Raw genomic sequence first — 16,661 nt, 5'->3', positions numbered from 1 at the left:
AGATCCTACGGCAATGCCGTATTTAGGTCCAGAGAAGCCCTCAACTTTTCAACCGCCGCGTCAGCCGCGAGCCGGCGCCAACGGCGGTGCCCATGACCCAGAACACCGGGGCCACGCCGAGCGCGGCGCCGGTGGCGCCGAAGAGCAGGGGCATCAGGGTGCTGCTGGCGTTGATGGTCATCGAGCGCAGGGCCAGGGCTTCGCCGTGGCGGTCGTGCGGCGTCAGCGCATGCAGGGTGGACATGATCATCGGCTGCACACTGCCCAGCGTCAGGCCCAGCAGCGTGGCGCAGGCGCCCATCAGCCAGGGCGACTGGATGAAGGGGTACAGCACGAACACGCTGCCGGTGGCCAGCATCGCGCCGCGCAGCACCACCGCCGGCTGCAGCCGCGCCGCCAGCACCGGGATGAGCACCCGCACGCCGGTGACGGCCAGCGGAAACACGCCCAGGATGAGACCGATGGTGGAAGCGCTGAAGCCGCGCTCATGGCCCAGGATGGGCACCGCGAAGCTGTGCACGTCCCAGCAGGCCGACAGCAGCCAGTTGACCGCCAGCAGCGGCCCGATGCCCGGCAGCCGGAACAGGTCCCAGGCGCTGCGCCGGCCGGCGCTGGTAGCGGGCTGCGGCGGCGCCTCGTGGGGCACTTGCCGCGCCAGCACCGCCGCGCACAGCGGCAGCGCAAACAGGAAGGCATAGGCGCCGCGGAAGCCGGCCAAGTCGATGAGCGCACCGGCCGACACCGAGCCCACCACGTTGGACAGCGCCGGCGCCAGCCCCAGCCAGCTGAACACCCGCATGCGCTGCACGCCATCGGCCGCGCTGCGGCCGGCGGTGCGCTGGATGGTGATGAGGCCGAAGTTCGCGCCGCCCCCGCACAGCACAGCGGCCAGGCCCAGCAGCACAAACTGGGTGGCGCCGGCCGGCAGCCAGGTGGCCAGCAGCGGCAGCAGCGCGCCCAGCCCGGTCATCACCACCGCCACCTTCATCGGCCGGTGGTAGCCATGCGCATCGGCCATGCGGCCGGCCTGCATGGCCAGCAGCACGGCCGAGGCCGCGAACAAGGCCATCAACAGGCCCACCGACAGCGCACTGCCGCCCTGCCCCAGCAGCTGCAGCGGCGCGGCCAGCCGCACGCCGGCCATCGCGCCATGCAGGCCGATCTGGCCGAGGATCAGCGCCAGCAGCAGGCGGGCGCTGGGGCTACCGGGAGCGCCTGCGCTGTGGTCAGGCATTCGGCGTGGCTTCGTCGTCGAAATCCATCGTGCCCGGCAGCAGCTTCTGCGCCAGCGCCTCGGGCAGCGCCTCCACCGTCTTCAGCTGTCGGGCCATCGCGCGCGTGCGCACCGCCGCCTGGTCGATGGTGTGGCTGGCTTCGTCCAGCTTCTTCTTGGTCTTGGCTAGCACGTCACCGAACTTGGCGAACTCGGTCTTGACCGCGCCCAGCACCTCCCACACCTCGGCGCTGCGCTTTTCCAAAGCCAGCGTGCGAAAGCCCATCTGCAGGCTGCTCAAGGTGGCCAGCAGCGTGGTGGGGCCGGCCAGCATCACCTTGTGTTCACGCTGCAGCGATTCCACCAGGCCGGGCCGGCGCAGCGCCTCGGCATACAAGCCCTCGGTAGGCACGAAGAGGATGCCGAAGTCGGTGGTGTGCGGCGGCGCCACGTACTTCTCGCGGATGCTCTTCGCCTCGCGCCGCAGGTGCGCTTCGATGGCCTTCGAGGCCGCCTCCACCGCCACCGGGTCGGCGCGCTCCTGCGCTTCCAGCAGGCGCTCGTAGTCTTCGCGCGGGAACTTGGCGTCGATCGGCAGCCACAGCGGCGCGCCGTCGTCGCGGCGGCCGGGCAGGCGGATCGCGAACTCGACGCGGGCGCCGCTGCCGGTCAGCGTTTCCACGTTGGTGGCGTACTGCTCGGGCGTGAACACCTGCTCCAGCAGGCCGGCCAGTTGCACTTCGCCGAAGATGCCGCGCGTCTTGACGTTGGTGAGCACGCGGTTGAGCGATCCCACGTCGCGCGCCAGCACCTGCATCTCGCCCAGGCCCTTGTGCACCTGCTCCAGCCGCTCGGCCACCTGCTTGAAGCTGTCGCCCAGGCGCTGCTCCAGCGTGGCGTGCAACTTTTCGTCCACGGTGGCGCGCATCTGCTCCAGCTTCTTCTCGTTGTCCTGCTGGATGGCGGCCAGTTTGGCTTCCACCGTGCTGCGCACTTCGGCCAGGCGCTTGTCGTTGGCCTCCGACAGGCTGCGCAGCTGCTCGCCCAGGCTGTCGCCGAAGCGGCGCAGCGCGTTGTCCTGCGCCTCGCGGCCGGCCAACAGCGCGGCATTCAGGCCTTGCTGCATGGCGCCCAGCTGGGTGCGGAAGGTGTCGATCTGTTCGTTCTGCGTGCGGGCCACGTCGCCCGACTGGGCCAGCAGCGTCTGCTGGAAGGTGGCCAGGGCCTGGCCGAGTTCCTGCCGGCTGCCGCTCAGTTCGCGGGCCAGCTCCTGACGGGTGGCGCCCAGGTCACGCGCCAGGTCCTGTCGCGTGGTGCTGCCGCTGCGGCCCACCTCGTCACGCAGTTCGCGCTCCAGGCGCTGGCCATCGCTGCGCATAGCCTGCACCAGCTCCTGCAGCAGGGCGCCGGCATCGGGGCCGCGGCCGCGCAGCAGCAGCACAACCAGCAGAACCAGAACAACGAGGGTGACGACGAGCAGGGCGAGGACGAGCGTTTCAACGGCAGGCATGCTGCCATTCTCGGCCACCCCGCCGGGTCAGTCGGCCGGCCCCTGGGGCATGACCGGCTCGCACACGATCTCGGAGTTCACCGAATTGGCGATGAAGCACTGCTCATGCGCCTCATGGTGCATTTCGGCCAGCTCTTGCGACGTGGGCACGCGGTTGCCCGAAAAGCGCACCTCGGGCTTGAGCGTGACCGCGGTGATGGCCACCTTGCCGGCGGCGTTTTTCTGCATCGTGCCGGTGGCCGCGTCCTGGTAGCTGTCGACGCAGAAGCCGCGTTGCGCCGCGATGGAGAGGAACCACAGCATGTGGCAGCTGGCCAGCGAAGCGACGAAGGCTTCTTCGGGATCGACCGCCGAGGGGTCGGAGAAAGGCAGCCGCACCGCATGCGGCGACGAAGAGGCGGCCACTTCCGCGCCGCCGTCGAAGCGCCAGGCATGGCGGCGGCTGTAGCGGTTGTCGGTGAAGGCTTCGCCCTCGGCACGCTGCCAGGTCACCAGCGCCTCATGGTGAGAGGCTCCATTGCTCATGCCATCACCTCGGGGTTCACCGGCGTCGGCGCCCGGCCACCGGTCAAAGCCGCGATCAGGTTGTCGGCCGCCAGGTCGGCCATCGCGCGGCGGGTGCGCACGGTGGCGCTGGCGATGTGCGGCGTGAGCACGACGTTGGGCACCTCGAGCAGGCCGGGGTGCACACTGGGCTCGCCCTCGAACACGTCCAGCCCGGCAGCGGCGATAGTGCCCTGCTTCAAGGCCTCGGCCAGCGCCGCATCGTCCACGATGCCACCGCGCGCGATGTTGGTCAGCGTGGCGGTGGGCTTCATCAGCGCCAGCTCGGCGGCGCCGATGGCATGGTGGCTGGCCGGCGAATACGGCAGCACCAGCACCAGGTGGTCGGCCTCGCGCAGCAGCTCTTCCTTGCTCACGTAGCGGGCTTGGATGGACGCTTCCTGGTCGGCCGGCAGGCGGCTGCGGTTGTGGTAGATCACCTGCATGCCGAAGCCCAGCGCGCCGCGCCGGGCGATGCCCTGGCCGATGCGGCCCATGCCCAGGATGCCCAGCGTGGCGCCGTGCACGTCGCTGCCGGTCAGCAGGTTGTAGGACCAGCGCGTCCACTTACCGGCGCGCAGGTAGTGCTCGCCTTCGGCGATGCGGCGGGCGGTGGCCATCATCAGCGCGAAGCCGAAGTCGGCGGTGGTCTCGGTGAGCACATCGGGCGTGTTGGTCACCAGCACGCCGCGGGCGGTGCAGGCCGCCACGTCGATGTTGTTGTAGCCCACCGCCATGTTGCACACGGCCTTGAGCTGCGGGTTGGCGTCCAGCAGCGCGGCGTCGATGCGCTCGCCGCCGGCCACCAGCACGCCCTCGTGGCCGGCCAGGCTGCGCGCCAGCGCGCCCGGGGCCCAGGTCTGGTCGCCCTCGTTCGGCGTGACCTCGAAGTGCCCGGCCAGGCGTTGCAGGGTTTCAGGAAAGATCTCTCGGGTGACGAGCACGGACGGCATGGGCTGCACCTCTTTCAAAGGTTCTCAGTCAAGGAAACGGGTGAATTCGGCCACCGGCGCACGCTCGGTGCGCAGGCGGTTCTCGGGCGCCTGCGGGTCGGCATGGCCCAGGGCCATGCCGCACACCAGCGCCTCGTGGTCGGGGGCGCCCACGTGCGGCAGCACGATGCGGTGCCACTCGATGAAGGCGGCCTGCGGGCAGGTGTCCAGGCCGCGGGCACGGGCTGCCACCATGATGTTCTGCAAGAACATGCCGTAGTCCAGCCAGCTGCCTTGCTGCAGCCGCCGGTCGATGGTGAAGATCAGGCCCACCGGCGCATCGAAGAAACGGAAGTTGCGGCCGTGCTGGGCGTGCATGCGCGCACGATCGGCCTTGGCTATGCCCAGCAGGTTGTACAGGCCCCAGCCGGTGGCGCGGCGGCGCCCCAGGTAGGGCTCGAACCAGTCGGTAGGGTAGTAGGCGTACTCGGCCTGGTGCTGGGCACGCACGGCGGGGTCGTCATGCGCGGCCACCAGCTGGTCGCACAGGCGGGCCAGGCGCTGGCCGGTGAGCACGTACACCTGCCAAGGCTGCACGTTGCTGCCCGAAGGCGCCTGGGCGGCCACGCGCAGGATGTCCTCGATCACCGGCCGCGGCACCGGCGTGGGCAGGAAGCGGCGGATGGAGCGGCGGGAGGTGATGGCTTCATCGACGGCTGCGACAGCCGCCGTGGCGGCCTGATGCTGCGCGTGCGTCACAGGTCCACCCGCAGCGGCTGCAGCGCCGCCAGCAGCGCGGGTGGCAGGGCCATCGGCCGGCGGGTCTCCCGATCCACGTACACGTGCACGAAGTGGCCGGCCGCGGCGCACATCGGGTCGCCCTGGCCGAAGAGGCCGATCTCGTAGCGCACGCTGCTGCGGCCCACGCTGGCCACGCGCATGCCCGCCTCCACCACCTGCGGAAAGCTCAGCGAGGCGAAGTAGTTGCAGTGGGTCTCGATCACCAGCCCGATGCTGTGGCCCGCCTGCGGGTCCAACGCGCCGGCCTCGATCAGGTAGCGGTTCACCGCGGTGTCGAAGTAGCTGTAGTACACGACGTTGTTGACGTGCCCGTAGACGTCGTTGTCCATCCAGCGCGTGGGCACCGCGCTGAAGTGACGGTAGGCGCTGCGGGGCTGCGGCTGGGGGCGGACGGCTTCGCTCATCCGCTGCATTCTTCCACCGGCCGCGCAGCCTGCCAGGCGGTCCATTGGGCCTGGGCCTCGCGCAGCGTCTGCAGGTGCACCGCCACCGAGTCGGCGATCACATGGCCGTAGCCCCCCGCCATGCTGATGGCCACCGGCACGCCGCGCTCGCGGCAGGCGGCCAGCACGCGACGGTCGCGCTCGGCCAGGCCCGCATGGGTGAGCTTGAGCCGACCCAGCCGGTCGCCTTCGTGCGGGTCGGCGCCGGCCAGGTAGAACACCAGGCCGGGCAGCGCCTGCGCATGGCTCAGCCACAGCATGTGCAGGGCCTGGTCCAGCGTGTCCAGGTAGAGGTCGTCGGTGCAGCCGTCGGGCAGCTCCAGATCGAGGTCGCTCGCCTCCTTGCGGAAGGGGAAGTTGCGCGCGCCGTGCAGCGAGAGCGTGAACACGCTGTCGTCGTCGGCAAAGATGGACGCCGTGCCGTTGCCCTGGTGCACGTCGAGGTCGATCACCGCCACCCGCAACAGCGGCCGTCGCCGGCGGTGGGCTTCGGCCTGCATCAGCCGCGCGGCCACCGCCACGTCGTTGAACACGCAAAAGCCGCTGCCCTTGTGCGCGTAGGCATGGTGGGTGCCACCTGCCAGCTGGGCCGACACGCCTTCGGCCAGCGCGGTGCGGGCGGCGCAGAGGGTGGCGCCCACCGAGCGGCGCGCGCGCTCCACCATCGCAGGCGACCAGGGAAAGCCGATCTCGCGCTGCTCGGCCGCAGACAGCAGGCCATCGACCACCGACTGCACGTAGTGCGGCGTGTGCGCCAGCAGCAGTTCGTCATCGGTGGCAGCCACCGCCTCGGCCAGCACCAGGCCGGGCACCTCCGCCTGCACCCGGTCGCGCAACAGCCGGTACTTGGGCATCGGAAACCGGTGCCCGGGCGGCAGCGGCAGCACGAAGTGGTCGGAGTAGTACGCCTGCATCGTGATGCGATTGTGGCGGCCGCCCCGCCGCGACCGGCTGGCGCGGACTTTTAGGGACCGGCGCCTAGTCTTTGCTGCGCCGCAACAAAAGTGCTTGCAATGGGGCGAACGGTCCCTATACTTCAGGTCATGGTGCAGTGCAGCAAACGCTGTTCAGGCACCAGCAAGTCCCTGTTTCAAATGGAGAATTTCATGCTGACCCCTGAACAAATGCTCGCCGCCCACAAGGCCAACCTGGAAACCCTGTTCGGCCTGACGAACAAGGCTTTCGAAGGTGTCGAGAAGCTGGTCGAACTGAACATGCAAGTGGCCAAGACCGCCCTGGGCGAAGCCGCTGAAACCGCCACCGCCGCGATGTCGGTGAAGGACGCGCAGGAACTGATCGCGCTGCAGACCTCGATGCTGCAGCCCGTGGCCGAGAAGGCTGCCGCCTACAGCCGCCACGTGTACGACATCGCCGCCGCCACCAGCGCCGAAGTGACCAAGGTCGCCGAATCGCAAATGGCCGACGCGCAGAAGAAGTTCATGAGCGTGGTCGACACCGCCGCCAAGAACGCCCCGGCCGGCAGCGAAAACGCCGTCGCCCTGGTGAAGTCGGCCGTCGCCGCCGCCAACAACGCCTTCGAAAGCGTGCACAAGGCCGCCAAGCAAGCCGCCGACGTGGCTGAAGCCAACCTGACCGCGCTGACCAACACCGCCGTCAAGGCCGCTTCGACCACCGCCACCAAGGCCAAGCGCGCCGCCGCCTAAGCCGCGCGCACACACTGGTTGTCTCCTCGGTACCCTTCCGGCACAGGCCGGCGTACCGCTTCAAAGGCCCGGCTCTGCCGGGCCTCTTTCTTTGTTTGTGCCCCCAAGCTCACTGCGTTCGCAGCCCCCTGGCCCTTGTAGAAGGGCCCTTCGGACCCTTGGGGCGCACCCGCCCTTGCGACGGCCCGGCGGGCGGGTGGGCCCCTAGCGGCTCGCCAGCGCCATCTTCTGCCGGATCGCCGGCAGCACCGCCAGCGCCGCCTCGCGGCCGGCCGCGATCGCCTTGCGGCGCACGGTGAAGTCGGCGCTCGAGACGCCCACCAGCCGCGGGCGCACCACCACGTCGGCGTCGCGCAGCTCGAAGGTGTTGATGCTGCGGCTCATGATGGCAAACGTCTGCAGCAGCATGCGCATCGGATCGCCGGTGGCATTGCCGTCGGGCGGGCTGGAAATGTCCACCGCGATCACGAACTCGGCGCCCATCTGCCGGGCAAAGCGCACCGGCACCGGTGAGGCCAGGCCGCCGTCCACGTACTCGCGGCCGTTGATGCTGACCGGCTGAAACACCGCCGGCACTGCGCTGGAAGCGCGCACCGCGGTGCCCGCGTCGCCGCGGCGGAACAGCACCGGCTCGCCGTTGTCCAGGTCGGTGGCCACGATGCCCAGCGGCATCGGCAGCTGCTCGATGGTGCGCTGGCCGGTCTGCTCGCGCACATAGCGCGCCAGCGCCTCGCCGCGGATCAGGCCGCGGCCCGGAAAAGCCCAGTCGGTGATGGCCGATTCGTCCATCGCCAGGGCCACCTTGGCCAGCTCGGCGCCGCTGCGGCCGGCGGCATACATCGTGGCCACCAGGCTGCCGGCCGAGGTGCCGGCCACCAGGTCGGGCTTGATGCCGGCTTCTTCCAGCACCTGGATGACGCCGATGTGGGCGAAGCCGCGGGTGGCACCGCCGCCCAGCGCCAGGCCGATGCGTGGGGGCCGCGGGGCCGGTGGCGGCGCCGCCGGGGGCGGGGTTGGCACGGGGGCGGCGGGCGGCGGCGCGGTGGCACAACCGGCCAGCGCCAGGGCGCCCAGCAGCGCCAGGACGCGGCGGCGGCCGCTTAATTCTTCAGAAGCATTAGCAAGCAACTTATTCGTTCTTCTCAAATATATATGCGGTCCCTACAGTGCCGGTCTGCGCACGGGAAGGGCCCGTGCATGCTATTGGACTTGCGGAACACACATGGACTGGATGGCAGTGCTCAGCGGCTTCGGCGTCGGTGCCATCGTCGGCATGACGGGCGTCGGCGGCGGCTCGCTGATGACGCCGCTGCTGATGGGCGTGTTCAAGCTGAACCCGGCGGTGGCCATCGGCACCGACCTGTGGTTTGCCGCCGTCACCAAGACCGGCGGCGCGGTGGCCCACCACCGCCACGGCCATGTGGATTACCGCATCACCGGCCTGCTGCTGGCCGGCAGCATCCCGGCCGCGCTGGCCACCATCGCGCTGATGCACAGCACCGGCATCACCAAGCAGTGGGCCGGCACCCTCACCTTCGCGCTGGGCATCGCGCTGCTGCTCACCGCGGTGACGGTGGCGTACCGCCAGGCCTGGCTGGCCGTCGGCCTGCGGCTGGAGCGCTGGATTCCCGAATCGCGCAAGCCGCTGCTCACGCTGCTGTGCGGCCTGCTGCTGGGCGTGCTGGTGTCGCTCAGCTCCATCGGCGCGGGGGCGATCGGCGCCACGCTGATCCTGCTGCTTTATCCTCGCCTGCCTGCCCACCGGCTGGTGGGCACCGACATTGCCCATGCGGTGCCGCTCACGCTCGTCGCGGGCATCGGCCATGCCACGCTCGGCAATGTCGACTGGGGCCTGCTGGCAGCACTGCTGGTCGGTTCCCTGCCGGGCATCTGGCTCGGCGCCAGGCTCACCAAATCCATGCCCGAACGCCTGGTGCGCGCGCTGCTGGCCGCAGCGCTCGTCACCGCGGGCCTCAAAGTGATTCACTGAACCCAGCATGTACCAGTACACCGACTTCGACCGCCAGTTCGTCCGCGCCCGTGCGGCGCAGTTCCGCGACCAGCTTGAACGCAACCTGCGCGGCGAGCTGGGCGACGACGAGTTCCGCCCGCTGCGGCTGCAGAACGGCTGGTACATCCAGCGCCATGCCCCGATGCTGCGGGTGGCCGTGCCCTACGGTGAGCTGGCCAGCCGCCAGCTGCGCCAGCTGGCCCGCATCGCACGCGAGTACGACCGCGACTACGGCCACTTCACCACCCGGCAGAACCTGCAATACAACTGGATTCCGCTGGACAAGGGTGCCGACGTGATGGACCTGCTGGCCGAGGTGGACATGCACGGCATCCAGACCAGCGGCAACTGCATCCGCAACATCACCAGCGACGCGCTGGCCGGCATCGCGCAGGACGAGATCGTCGACCCGCGCCCCTACTGCGAGCTGCTGCGCCAGTGGAGCACGCTGCACCCCGAGTTCGCCTTCCTGCCGCGCAAGTTCAAGATCGCCGTCACCGGCGCCGTGGAAGACCGCGCCGCCACGCTGTGGCACGACGTGGGCCTGCACCTGCTGAAGAACGAGGCCGGCGAAGTGGGCTTCAAGGTGTTCGTCGGCGGCGGCATGGGCCGCACACCCATCATCGGCAGCCTGATCAATGCCTTCGTGCCCTGGCAGCAGATCCTGGTGTACCTGGAAGCGGTGGTGCGCGTGTACAACCGCTATGGCCGCCGCGACAACATGTACAAGGCCCGCATCAAGATCCTGGTGAAGGCCGAGGGCCAGAAGTTCTTCGACGCGGTGAACGCCGAGTTCCAGGCCATCCTGGCGCGCGACACCGACGGCGACGCGCAGATCATTCCGCAGGCCGAGTTCGACCGCGTGGCCGCCAGCTTCGTGGTGCCGGCCGGCGTGGCCCCGGCCGAAGAAGTGGCGCTGCCGGCCGATGCGCCGGCCGGCTTCGACCGCTGGCTGCAGCGCAACGTGGTGGGCCACCGTGTGGCCGGCTACCGCGCGGTGCAGCTGTCGCTGAAGCGGCCCGGCCAGGCGCCCGGCGATGCCACCGGCAGCCAGATGGACCTGGCGGCCGACCTGGCCGACCGCTTCAGCCACGGTGAGCTGCGCGTCACGCACGACCAGAACCTGCTGCTGCCCTGGGTGCGCCAGAGCGAGCTGTTCGCGCTGTGGGAAGCGGCCAAGGCAGCCGGCTTCGCCTCGCCCAACATCGGCTACCTGACCGACATGATCGCCTGCCCCGGTGGCGACTTCTGCGCGCTGGCCAATGCCCGCTCCATCCCGCTGGCGGCCGAGCTGACCGAGCGCTACCAGGACCTGGACGAGCTGCACGACATCGGCGACATCGACCTGCACATCAGCGGTTGCATCAACAGCTGCGGCCACCACCACAGCGGCCACATCGGCGTGCTGGGCGTCGACAAGGACGGCGCCGAGTGGTACCAGCTGACCGTGGCCGGCTCCGACGGCTCCACGCTGAGCGGCGGCGCCACGCCGGGCAAGGTCATCGGCCCGTCGTTCGCGGCCGACGAGATCGCCGACGCGGTGGAAGCCGTGATCACCACCTACAAGCGCGAGCGCGCCCCCGGTGAGCGCTTCATCGACACCGCCCGCCGCCTGGGCGTGCCGCCCTTCCGCGCCGCCGCCGACGCCGTGCGCCGCAGCACCGCCCGCGCCGCCTGAACCCGGACGAGACCGACCATGAAATTCATCGACTCCCATCGCGACGCCTGGCACACCGTGGTGGGCGAAGACGGCCCGATGCCGCACCCCAACCCGGGCCCCAACCGCCTGCTGACGCTGGAGCAGTGGCATGCCGTGCGCGAGCACTGGCCGGCCGACGTGAAGGCCGGCGTCATCGTGCCCAACGACGCCGACATCGAGACGCTGGAAGCCTGCCTGCCGCGCCTGGGCCTGGTGGTGCTGCAGTTCCCCAAGTGGGTGGACGGCCGCGCCTACAGCCAGGCCCGCATCCTGCGCCGCCGCTACCGCTACGCCGGTGAAGTGCGCGCCACCGGCGACGTGGTGGTGGACATGCTGCCGCTGCTGCAGCGCACCGGCTTCGACGCCGTGGTGCTGCGTGGCGACCAGAAGCTGGACATCGCCCAGCGGCTGCTGGCCAGCTTCCCGGCGCCCTTCCCGGCCCACTACCAGGGTGACGTGCTGCAGCACCAGCCGCTGTTCGCCCGCAGCGGCGCGGAGCAGGCCTGAGATGAACGCGATCACCCTCAACGCCCGGCCCAGCGCCGACTTCGAGGCCAAGCTGGCCCGCACGCTGGCCGTGCTGCAACAGGCGGCGGCCGAGCATCCGGGCAGCGTGGTGCAGGGCACCAGCCTGGGCGCCGAGGACATGGTGATCACCGACCTGATCGCCCGCCACCGGCTGCCGATCGCGCTGGCCACGCTCAACACCCAGGCGCTGCACGACGAGACGGTGGCCCTGATCGGCCGCATCGAGCAGCACTACGGCCTGCCGGTGGAGGTGTTCAGCCCGCCGGCCGAAGCGGTGATCCAGTTCGTCAGCCAGCACGGCCCCAAGGCCATGTACGAGAGCGTGGCACTGCGCAAGGCCTGCTGCGGCGTGCGCAAGCTCGAACCCCTGGGCCGCATGATGGCCGGCCGCGACGCCTGGATCACCGGCCTGCGGCGCGAGCAGTCGAACGACCGCGCGGCGGTGGAGTTCGTGGAACGTGAGCCCAACGGCCGCACCAAGTACAGCCCGCTGGCCGAATGGACCTGGGGCGACGTGTGGCACTACATCGGCCAGCACCAGGTGCCCTACAACCCGCTGCACGACCAGTTCTACCCCAGCATCGGCTGCGCGCCCTGCACCCGTGCCGTGGCCCTTGGCGAAGACTTCCGCGCCGGCCGCTGGTGGTGGGAGCAGGAAGGCGCCAAGGAATGCGGCCTGCATGTCCATGACGCCCCCGCCCAAGTGTCGACCCTGTTGAACCGATGAGCCCCACGATGAACGCCCCGCTTTCCGTCGACCAGCTGCTGCCGCAGCTCGACCATGCCCACCTCGACCACCTCGAGGAAGAGGCCATCTTCATCCTGCGCGAGGTGGCGGCCAGCTTCGAGCGCCCCGCCCTGCTGTTCTCGGGCGGCAAGGACTCCTGCGTGGTGCTGCGCCTGGCCGAGAAGGCCTTCAAGCTGCGCCCCGACCGCAGCCAGCCGAATGAGTTCAAGGGCAAGCTGCCGTTCCCGCTGCTGCACGTGGACACCGGCCACAACTTCCCGGAAGTGATCGAGTTCCGCGACCGCCGCGTGGCCGAGATGGGTGAACGCCTGGTGGTGGGCCACCTGGAAGACAGCATCAAGCGCGGCACCATCCGCCTGGCGCATCCGCTGGAGTCGCGCAACGGCCACCAGACGGTGACGCTGCTGGAAGCCATCGAAGAACACCGCTTCGACTGCCTGATCGGCGGTGCCCGCCGCGACGAGGAGAAGGCCCGCGCCAAGGAGCGCATCTTCAGCCACCGCGACAGCTTCGGCCAATGGCAGCCCAAGGAGCAGCGCCCCGAGCTGTGGACGCTGTTCAACACCCGCCACAAGCCGGGCGAGCACTTCCGTGCCTTCCCCATCAGCAACTGGACCGAGCTGGACGTGTGGCTGTACATCGCCCGCGAGCAGATTCCGTTGCCCAACCTGTACTTTGCGCACGACCGCCAGGTGATCCGCCGCAAGGGCCTGCTGGTGCCGGTGACCGAGGTGACGCCGCCCGAAGCCGGCGAGACGGTGGAAACGGCGCAAGTGCGCTTTCGCACCGTGGGCGACATGACCTGCACCTGCCCGGTGGAAAGCCCGGCCGCCAATGCCACCGACATCGTGGCCGAGACGCTCACCGTCACGGTGAGCGAACGCGGCGCCACCCGCATGGACGACCGCACTTCCGACGCCTCGATGGAGCGCCGCAAGAAAGAAGGCTATTTCTGATGAGCACCGCCGCCCCCGTGTCCCACGACCACCGCGCCCTGCGCTTTCTGACCGCCGGCAGCGTCGACGACGGCAAGAGCACGCTGATCGGCCGCCTGCTGTACGACAGCCGCGCCATCCTGGCCGACCAGCTCGACACGCTGGAAAAGCGCGCCGCCGGCCAGCCCATCGACCTGAGCCTGCTGACCGACGGCCTGGAAGCCGAGCGCGAGCAAGGCATCACCATCGACGTGGCCTACCGCTACTTCGCCACCCGCCAGCGCAAATTCATCATCGCCGACGCGCCGGGCCATGAGCAGTACACCCGCAACATGGTGACGGCCGCCGCCGGCAGCGATGCCGCGGTGGTGCTGGTGGACATCACCAAGATCGACTGGCGCGCCCAGCCGGTGCAGCTGCTGCCGCAAACCCGCCGCCACACCCTGCTGGCCAAGCTGCTGCGCGTGCCCGGCATCGTGTTCGCGGTCAACAAGATCGACGCCATCGACGAGATCCGCCCCGCCTTCGAGGCGGTGGCCCAGGCGCTGCGCGACTTCGCGCAGGAAGCCGGCGTGGAAGTGGCGGGCATCATCCCCGTCTCGGCCCTGCGCGGCGACAACGTGACGCAGCCGCTGGCCTGCGACTGGTACGACGGCCCCTCGCTGCTGCAGCTGCTGGAAGCCCTGCCCACCACGCAGGAACGCAGCGAAGGCGATCTGCTGCAGCCGGTGCAGTACGTGGCCCGCGACGACGGCGAAGGCACCGGCCACCAGCCGCGCACGCTGTGGGGCCGCATCGCCCACGGCGCGGTGAAGGCCGGCGACGCGGTGCAGGTGTTCCCGAGCGGAGAGGTCGCCACCGTCGCTCAGGTGCGCCTGGCCGGCGAGGTGGTGGAAGCGGCGCGTGCGGGCCAGTCGGCCGGCATCGTGCTGGACCGGCAGCTCGACGTCTCGCGCGGCGACTGGGTGGCCACGCCCAAGAGCCTGCAGTCCACGCAGCGTTTCTCGGCCACGCTGGCCTGGCTGGACACCGAGCCCGCCGTGGTCGGCCGCAAGTACTGGGTGCGCCATGGCAACCGCTGGGTGCAGGCGCGCATCAGCAGCATCGACCACCGGCTGGACATCCACACCCTGGCCGCCACCGACGCCCATGAACTGGCCGTCAACGAGATCGGCGAAGTGACCGTGGAAACCCAGCAGCCGCTGCCGGTGGAGCCCTACGGCAGCAACCGCGTGGGCGGCGCGCTGATCGTGGTCGACCCCACCAGCAACCGCACCAGCGGCGCGCTGCTGGTCAAGGAAGCGGCGTGACCGAAGCCGCCGGCCGCCACAGCGTGGGCAGCGTCGTCTTCATCGGCGCCGGCCCCGGCGCGGCCGACCTGATCACGGTGCGCGGCGCACGCCGGCTGGCCGAGGCCGAGGTGGTGCTGTTCGACGCCCTCACCGACCCCGCGCTGCGCGAGCTGGCACCGCAGGCCCGCTGGATCGACGTCGGCAAGCGCGGCTTCTGCCATGCGCCCAAGCAGACCGAAATCAACGCGATGCTGGTGCGCTGTGCGCAGCAGTACCAACGCGTGGTGCGGCTCAAGGGCGGCGACCCCAGCGTGTTCGGCCGGCTGGAAGAAGAGCTGCTGGCGCTGGCCGCCGCCGGCATCGGCTGCGAAGTGGTGCCCGGCGTTACCGCCGCCATCGCCGCGGCGGCCGCCACCCAGCGGCCGTTGACGCGCCGCGGCCTGGGCCGCAGCGTCAGCCTGTCCACCGCGATGACCAAGGAAGGCAGCCTGGCCGAAGCCACGCCGCCCAGCGCCGACACCGAGGTGTTCTACATGGCCGGCCGCCAGCTCGGCGCGCTGAGCCGCCGACTGCTGGACGCCGGCTGGCCGGGCGACACGCCGGTGCTGGTGGTGTCGCAGGCCGGCACGCCCGACCAGCGCGCCAGCGACCACGAAGTGGCCACGCTGGCCGCCGCCAGCATGCTGCATGCCGGCCGGCCGGCCATCGTCACCGTGGGGGCCGGCGCGCGGCCGGTGCTGGCGGCCGATGGCCGCAGCCCCCATGCGGCCACCGTGCCCCACCCCGCCGCCGCAGGCACCCCCGCGGCTTAGAATCGAGAGTTCTCATGGAGCGGCCGCCACATGAACCCGGCGCTGCCGCCCTCAACATTTCAGAGGCTGAAGCCCCATGACCCACGTCGTCACCGAAGCATGCATTCGCTGCAAGTACACCGATTGCGTCGACGTCTGCCCCGTTGATTGTTTCCGCGAAGGCCCGAACTTCCTGGCGATCGACCCCGACGAGTGCATCGACTGCGCCGTGTGCATCCCCGAGTGCCCGGTCAACGCCATCGTGCCGGAAGAAGACGTGCCGGGCGACCAGCAGCACTTCATCCAGCTCAATGCGGACCTGGCCAAGAAGTGGCCCAGCATCACCAAGCGCAAGGCCTCGCTGCCCGACGCCGACGAGTGGAAGGACCGCTCGGACAAGCTGCCCGAGCTGATCCGCTGATCCCATGATCGAGACCGACGCGCTGATCGTCGGTGCCGGCCCGGTCGGCCTGTTCCAGGTGTTCGAGCTGGGCCTGCTGGAAATCGGCGCGCACGTGGTCGATTCACTGCCCCAGCCCGGCGGCCAGTGCATCGAGCTGTACCCCGACAAGCCGATCTACGACATCCCCGGCCTGCCCGCGACCAGCGGGCGCGAGCTGGTCGACCGGCTGCTGCAGCAGATCGCGCCCTTCCAGGCGCCGCTGCACCTGGACCAGGAAGTGAGCCTGCTGCAGCGCCGCCCGGACGGCCGCTTCGACGTGGCCACCCGCCGCGGGCTGCAGTTCATCGCCAAGACGGTGTTCATCGCCGGTGGCGTCGGCGCCTTCCAGCCCAAGCCCCTGCGGGTGGAAGGCCTGGCCGCGTTCGAAGGCACGCAGCTGCACTACCGGGTGGACGACCCGGCCCGCTTCGCCGGCCGCCACGTGGTGGTGGTGGGCGGCGGCGACAGCGCGCTGCAGTGGGCCAACCATCTGGCCGAAACCGGCCCGCAGGCCGCCGCCAGCGTCACCCTGCTGCACCGGCGCGATGCCTTCCAGGCCGAGCCCGCCGCCATCGACCGCATGCGCGCCTTGTGCGAGGCGCAGCGCCTGCAGTTCGCGGCCGGCCAGGTCAGCGGCATCGAGGTGACCGACGGCCGCCTGACGGCCATCAAGGTGCTGGGTGGCGACGGCGTCACGCGGGTGATGCCGCTGGACGAACTGCTGGTGTTCTTCGGCCTCAGCCCGCGGCTGGGCCCGATCGCCGACTGGGGCCTGGCGCTGGAGCGCAAGCAGCTGGTGGTGGACACCGAGAAGTTCGAGACCAGCGAGCCCGGCATCTTCGCGGTGGGCGACGTGGTCACCTACCCGGGCAAGAAAAAGCTGATCCTCTGCGGCTTTCACGAGGCCACGCTGGCCGCCTTCGGCGCGGTGCGGCATGTGTTCCCCGACAAGGCGGTGCACCTGCAGTACACCACCACCAGCCCGCGGCTGCACCAGTTGCTGGGCGTGGAAACGCCCGGCCACGACGACGAGCATTGAGTCAGCCCCCAAGCTCGCTGCGCTCGCGCCCCCCCCCGCCCTTGCAAGAGGGCCCTTCGGCCCCTGGGGA

General features: G+C 70.2%; 18 protein-coding genes. 10 read left to right on the top strand and 8 right to left on the bottom strand.

Annotation, left to right across the window (positions count from 1 at the left end):
* Positions 1-40: 40 nt before the first annotated feature.
* From MW290_RS19455 to MW290_RS19425, 7 genes are read right to left on the bottom strand one after another with little or no spacing between them, the layout of a single operon-like run.
* Positions 41-1,234, bottom strand: a complete 1,194-nt coding sequence (locus MW290_RS19455; RefSeq protein ID WP_250199340.1) for an MFS transporter — start codon at positions 1,232-1,234, stop codon at positions 41-43.
* Positions 1,227-2,723, bottom strand: coding sequence for a DNA recombination protein RmuC (locus MW290_RS19450; RefSeq protein ID WP_250199339.1), 1,497 nt, complete (start codon positions 2,721-2,723; stop codon positions 1,227-1,229). Before MW290_RS19450 ends, MW290_RS19455 begins: the two co-directional genes overlap by 8 nt.
* Before the next feature lie 27 nt (positions 2,724-2,750).
* Entirely contained in the window at positions 2,751-3,248 is a 498-nt protein-coding gene (locus MW290_RS19445; RefSeq protein ID WP_250199338.1) for an OsmC family protein, read from the bottom strand.
* A complete protein-coding gene (locus tag MW290_RS19440) occupies positions 3,245-4,219 on the bottom strand; it encodes a 2-hydroxyacid dehydrogenase (RefSeq protein WP_250199337.1) in 975 nt (324 codons plus the stop codon). The genes MW290_RS19445 and MW290_RS19440 overlap by 4 nt, the downstream gene beginning before the upstream one ends.
* Positions 4,220-4,243: 24 nt before the next feature.
* Positions 4,244-4,957, bottom strand: a complete 714-nt coding sequence (locus MW290_RS19435; protein ID WP_250199336.1) for a nitroreductase — start codon at positions 4,955-4,957, stop codon at positions 4,244-4,246.
* The gene (locus tag MW290_RS19430) at positions 4,954-5,412 is read right to left on the bottom strand and encodes an acyl-CoA thioesterase (RefSeq protein WP_250199335.1); all 459 of its coding nucleotides are present in this window, start codon (positions 5,410-5,412) and stop codon (positions 4,954-4,956) included. The genes MW290_RS19435 and MW290_RS19430 overlap by 4 nt, the downstream gene beginning before the upstream one ends.
* Positions 5,400-6,356, bottom strand: coding sequence for a histone deacetylase family protein (locus MW290_RS19425; protein WP_250199334.1), 957 nt, complete (start codon positions 6,354-6,356; stop codon positions 5,400-5,402). The genes MW290_RS19430 and MW290_RS19425 overlap by 13 nt, the downstream gene beginning before the upstream one ends.
* Positions 6,357-6,548: 192 nt before the next feature.
* Between MW290_RS19425 and phaP the strand changes: the two genes are divergently transcribed.
* Positions 6,549-7,106: a TIGR01841 family phasin gene (gene phaP, locus MW290_RS19420; protein WP_250199333.1), complete on the top strand. Its 558-nt coding sequence runs from the start codon at positions 6,549-6,551 to the stop codon at positions 7,104-7,106.
* Positions 7,107-7,310: 204 nt separating this feature from the next.
* Here the strand turns inward: phaP and MW290_RS19415 are convergent, their stop codons facing one another.
* Positions 7,311-8,189: a patatin-like phospholipase family protein gene (locus tag MW290_RS19415; RefSeq protein ID WP_375142959.1), complete on the bottom strand. Its 879-nt coding sequence runs from the start codon at positions 8,187-8,189 to the stop codon at positions 7,311-7,313.
* Positions 8,190-8,328: 139 nt separating this feature from the next.
* Between MW290_RS19415 and MW290_RS19410 the strand changes: the two genes are divergently transcribed.
* From MW290_RS19410 to MW290_RS19370, 9 genes are all read left to right on the top strand, one after another.
* Positions 8,329-9,096, top strand: a complete 768-nt coding sequence (locus tag MW290_RS19410) for a sulfite exporter TauE/SafE family protein (protein ID WP_250199331.1) — start codon at positions 8,329-8,331, stop codon at positions 9,094-9,096.
* Between the two features lie 7 nt (positions 9,097-9,103).
* The gene (locus MW290_RS19405; RefSeq protein WP_250199330.1) at positions 9,104-10,795 is read left to right on the top strand and encodes a nitrite/sulfite reductase; all 1,692 of its coding nucleotides are present in this window, start codon (positions 9,104-9,106) and stop codon (positions 10,793-10,795) included.
* 18 nt (positions 10,796-10,813) lie between these two features.
* Entirely contained in the window at positions 10,814-11,323 is a 510-nt protein-coding gene (locus tag MW290_RS19400; RefSeq protein WP_250199329.1) for a DUF934 domain-containing protein, read from the top strand.
* A 1-nt stretch (position 11,324) separates the two neighbouring features.
* Positions 11,325-12,071 carry a phosphoadenylyl-sulfate reductase gene (locus MW290_RS19395; protein WP_250199328.1) on the top strand — a complete coding sequence of 249 codons (747 nt, stop codon included), beginning with the start codon at positions 11,325-11,327 and terminating at the stop codon, positions 12,069-12,071.
* Positions 12,072-12,079: 8 nt separating this feature from the next.
* Positions 12,080-13,048 carry a sulfate adenylyltransferase subunit CysD gene (gene cysD, locus MW290_RS19390; protein WP_250199327.1) on the top strand — a complete coding sequence of 323 codons (969 nt, stop codon included), beginning with the start codon at positions 12,080-12,082 and terminating at the stop codon, positions 13,046-13,048.
* Complete coding sequence (locus MW290_RS19385) at positions 13,048-14,337, top strand: sulfate adenylyltransferase subunit 1 (RefSeq protein ID WP_250199326.1); 1,290 nt, start codon at positions 13,048-13,050, stop codon at positions 14,335-14,337. The genes cysD and MW290_RS19385 overlap by 1 nt, the downstream gene beginning before the upstream one ends.
* A gap of 23 nt (positions 14,338-14,360) precedes the next feature.
* Entirely contained in the window at positions 14,361-15,131 is a 771-nt protein-coding gene (cobA, locus tag MW290_RS19380) for a uroporphyrinogen-III C-methyltransferase (RefSeq protein WP_250200059.1), read from the top strand.
* A 76-nt stretch (positions 15,132-15,207) separates the two neighbouring features.
* On the top strand, positions 15,208-15,531 hold the full coding sequence (gene fdxA / locus MW290_RS19375; protein WP_250199325.1) for a ferredoxin FdxA: 324 nt from the start codon (positions 15,208-15,210) through the stop codon (positions 15,529-15,531).
* A 4-nt stretch (positions 15,532-15,535) separates the two neighbouring features.
* Positions 15,536-16,591 carry an NAD(P)/FAD-dependent oxidoreductase gene (locus MW290_RS19370; protein WP_250199324.1) on the top strand — a complete coding sequence of 352 codons (1,056 nt, stop codon included), beginning with the start codon at positions 15,536-15,538 and terminating at the stop codon, positions 16,589-16,591.
* Positions 16,592-16,661 lie beyond the last annotated feature (70 nt).

Source organism: Aquincola tertiaricarbonis (assembly GCF_023573145.1).
Lineage (GTDB): Bacteria > Pseudomonadota > Gammaproteobacteria > Burkholderiales > Burkholderiaceae_C > Aquincola > Aquincola tertiaricarbonis_B.
This window is presented reverse-complemented; position numbering and strand designations above follow the sequence as displayed.

Excerpts from the sequence above, each read along its gene's own strand:
- MW290_RS19410 (WP_250199331.1), top strand. The coding sequence starts at position 8,329 with ATGGACTGGATGGCAGTGCTCAGCGGCTTCGGCGTCGGTGCCATCGTC.
- MW290_RS19425 (WP_250199334.1), bottom strand. The coding sequence starts at position 6,356 with ATGCAGGCGTACTACTCCGACCACTTCGTGCTGCCGCTGCCGCCCGGG.
- MW290_RS19400 (WP_250199329.1), top strand. The coding sequence starts at position 10,814 with ATGAAATTCATCGACTCCCATCGCGACGCCTGGCACACCGTGGTGGGC.
- MW290_RS19445 (WP_250199338.1), bottom strand. The coding sequence starts at position 3,248 with ATGAGCAATGGAGCCTCTCACCATGAGGCGCTGGTGACCTGGCAGCGT.
- MW290_RS19440 (WP_250199337.1), bottom strand. The coding sequence starts at position 4,219 with ATGCCGTCCGTGCTCGTCACCCGAGAGATCTTTCCTGAAACCCTGCAA.
- MW290_RS19405 (WP_250199330.1), top strand. The coding sequence starts at position 9,104 with ATGTACCAGTACACCGACTTCGACCGCCAGTTCGTCCGCGCCCGTGCG.
- MW290_RS19370 (WP_250199324.1), top strand. The coding sequence starts at position 15,536 with ATGATCGAGACCGACGCGCTGATCGTCGGTGCCGGCCCGGTCGGCCTG.
- MW290_RS19455 (WP_250199340.1), bottom strand. The coding sequence starts at position 1,234 with ATGCCTGACCACAGCGCAGGCGCTCCCGGTAGCCCCAGCGCCCGCCTG.
- fdxA (WP_250199325.1), top strand. The coding sequence starts at position 15,208 with ATGACCCACGTCGTCACCGAAGCATGCATTCGCTGCAAGTACACCGAT.
- MW290_RS19430 (WP_250199335.1), bottom strand. The coding sequence starts at position 5,412 with ATGCAGCGGATGAGCGAAGCCGTCCGCCCCCAGCCGCAGCCCCGCAGC.
- MW290_RS19385 (WP_250199326.1), top strand. The coding sequence starts at position 13,048 with ATGAGCACCGCCGCCCCCGTGTCCCACGACCACCGCGCCCTGCGCTTT.
- phaP (WP_250199333.1), top strand. The coding sequence starts at position 6,549 with ATGCTGACCCCTGAACAAATGCTCGCCGCCCACAAGGCCAACCTGGAA.
- cysD (WP_250199327.1), top strand. The coding sequence starts at position 12,080 with ATGAACGCCCCGCTTTCCGTCGACCAGCTGCTGCCGCAGCTCGACCAT.
- MW290_RS19395 (WP_250199328.1), top strand. The coding sequence starts at position 11,325 with ATGAACGCGATCACCCTCAACGCCCGGCCCAGCGCCGACTTCGAGGCC.
- MW290_RS19450 (WP_250199339.1), bottom strand. The coding sequence starts at position 2,723 with ATGCCTGCCGTTGAAACGCTCGTCCTCGCCCTGCTCGTCGTCACCCTC.